Annotated in this window: 3 protein-coding genes; 2 read left to right on the top strand and 1 reads right to left on the bottom strand. The window is 64.4% G+C overall.

Annotated features, from left to right (window positions below; translation table 11 throughout):
- The coding region (gene fumC, locus B3446_RS18640; protein ID WP_291383945.1) for a class II fumarate hydratase at positions 1-1263 on the bottom strand (1263 nt) is incomplete at its 3' end.
- Between the two features lie 162 nt (positions 1264-1425).
- Between fumC and tsaE the strand changes: the two genes are divergently transcribed.
- Positions 1426-1965: a tRNA (adenosine(37)-N6)-threonylcarbamoyltransferase complex ATPase subunit type 1 TsaE gene (tsaE, locus tag B3446_RS18645; protein ID WP_291383947.1), complete on the top strand. Its 540-nt coding sequence runs from the start codon at positions 1426-1428 to the stop codon at positions 1963-1965.
- Positions 1893-2506, top strand: a 614-nt coding sequence (locus B3446_RS18650; RefSeq protein ID WP_291383949.1) for an AMIN domain-containing protein, incomplete at its 3' end; no start/stop codon positions are given. The genes tsaE and B3446_RS18650, both read left to right, overlap by 73 nt.

Here is a 2506-nt window from a genome sequence, read left to right on the forward strand (position 1 = left end):
CGCGGCCTTGTCGTAGCCGATGTGCGGATTCAACGCGGTCACCAGCATCAGCGAACGGTCCACCAGTTCGGCGATGCGCTCGTGGTTGGGCTCGATGCCCGCCGCGCAATGCTGGTCGAAGCTGGCCATGCCGTCCGTGAGCAAACGCACCGATTGCAGGAAGTTGTGGATCACCAGGGGCTTGTAGACGTTCAGCTCGAAGTTGCCGCTGGCGCCGCCGATGTTGATGGCCACGTCGTTGCCCATGACCTGCGCGGCCAGCATCGTGATGGCTTCGCACTGCGTCGGGTTGACTTTGCCCGGCATGATCGAGCTGCCCGGCTCGTTCTCGGGGATGCTGATCTCGCCCAGGCCCGAACGCGGACCGCTCGACAGCCAGCGCACGTCATTGGCGATCTTCATGAGGCCCGCCGCCAGCGACTTCAGCGCGCCGTGCGCGAACAGCAGCGCTTCGTGCGACGCCAGCGCCTGGAACTTGTTGGGCGCCGAGACAAACGCCGTGCCGGTGGCGTGGGCCAGTTCGGCCGACACCTTGGGGCTGAATTGAGGATGGGCGTTCAGGCCGGTGCCCACTGCCGTGCCGCCGATGGCCAGTTGGTGCAGACCGGGCAGCGTGGCGCGGATCTGCTGCTCGGCCAGATCCAGCTGCGCCACGTAGCCGGACAGTTCCTGGCCCAGCGTCAGCGGCGTGGCGTCCTGTAGGTGGGTGCGGCCGATCTTGACGATGTCGTAGAACTTGGCGCTCTTGGCCGCCAGCGTGGCGCGCAGGGCCTTCAGCGACGGCAGCAGGCGGTGTTCGACTTCCACGGCGGCCGCCACGTGCATCGCGGTCGGGAAGGTGTCGTTCGACGATTGTCCGCGGTTGACGTGGTCATTCGGGTGCACCTTGCGCTCTTCGCCGCGCACGCCGCCCAGCAATTCCGAGGCGCGGTTGGCCAGCACCTCGTTCATGTTCATGTTGCTTTGCGTGCCCGAACCGGTCTGCCAGACGGACAGCGGAAACTCGTTGGGCCACTTGCCCGCGACGACTTCATCAGCGGCGCGCATGATCGCGTCGGCGATCTTGGGGTCCAGCTCGCCCAGGTCGGCATTGACCTTGGCCGCTGCGCGCTTGAGCCGCGCCATCGCATTGACCAGCGGCTCCGGCATCTTCTCGGTGGAAATCGCGAAGAAATGCAGGGAGCGCTGCGTCTGCGCGCCCCAAAGGTGGTCTTCCGGCACCTCGATGGGGCCAAAGGTGTCTTTTTCGATGCGGGTCTTCATGGCGCGTACAACTCCGTGGCGGCGTCAGTCGCGGGCGGCGGAAGGCCGCAAAGTCGCGACATTATTGAGAATAGCAATCGTTATAGGTTAGCAGAAACCTGCATTCCTATAATTGCTCCCATCTGTGCTCCGATCCTCGTTTTTTACCACTGCTCCCGCGCCATGTCCGCCCCCCTTGCCACCCTGACCCTGCACCTGCCCGACGAAGCCGCCACCGAGGCGCTGGCGCGCCAGCTTGCCCCGATGGTCACCGGCGCCAAAACCGGCCTGCCAGGCGCATGTATTCACCTTCGAGGGGACCTCGGGGCAGGAAAGACGGCCTTCTCCAGGGCATTGTTGCGGGAAAGCGGCATCACAGGCCGAATCAAGAGCCCAAGCTACGCGCTGCTTGAATCCTATAAAGTTTCTAACTTATACTTCTATCACCTTGATTTTTATAGATTTAGTGATTCGCGCGAATGGTTGGACGCAGGATTCCGGGATTTACTGCGTGACGACGCAGTCGTTTTGATCGAATGGCCGGAGCGGGCCGAGGATCTTTTGCCCCCGCCCGACCTGCTGATCTGCCTGGACTATGCAGGCGACGGACGTGACGCCAGCCTGACCGCGTACACCGCTCGAGGACAAACATGGTTGAACGCGATTGTCCCCCCGCCCCTGACGGCGCCCTCCCCTCGGCAGGCGCCACCCGCCGACGCCTGATCAGTGTCGCCGCCACCCTGCTCGTCCTGCCGGTCGTGCCTCGGCTGGCGCAGGCTGCAACGATCCTGGCCGTCCGGACCTGGCCGGCTGACGAATACACCCGGGTCACGCTGGAACTCGACAGCGAACTCAAGGCCGAACAATTCACCCTTGAAAATCCCCACCGCCTGGTGGTCGATATCGAGGGACTGACCCTGAGCGCGGCGCTGAACGATCTGGTCTCGAAGGTCCGGCCCGACGACCCCTACATCCAGAGCCTGCGCGTGGCGCAGAATCGCCCGAACGTGGTGCGGCTGGTGTTCGACCTGAAGCAGCCCGTCGCCCCGCAGGTGTTCACGCTCAAGCCGGTGGCCGATTACCAGTACCGCCTGGTGCTCGACCTGTATCCAAAGATCGCGCAGGATCCGCTGATCGCAATCCTGAACAAGTCCAGCGGTCCCGACGTGGACGATCCGCTGGCGCGCATCCTTGAAGACATCCAGCGCAACCCGGTGACCCGCGCGGATCCGCCCGAGCCGCCGCGCGTGCGCGGCCAGCAGCC

It is taken from the genome of Achromobacter sp. UBA5777 (assembly GCF_002418565.1).
In the GTDB taxonomy this organism is placed as follows: domain Bacteria; phylum Pseudomonadota; class Gammaproteobacteria; order Burkholderiales; family Burkholderiaceae_B; genus Achromobacter; species Achromobacter animicus.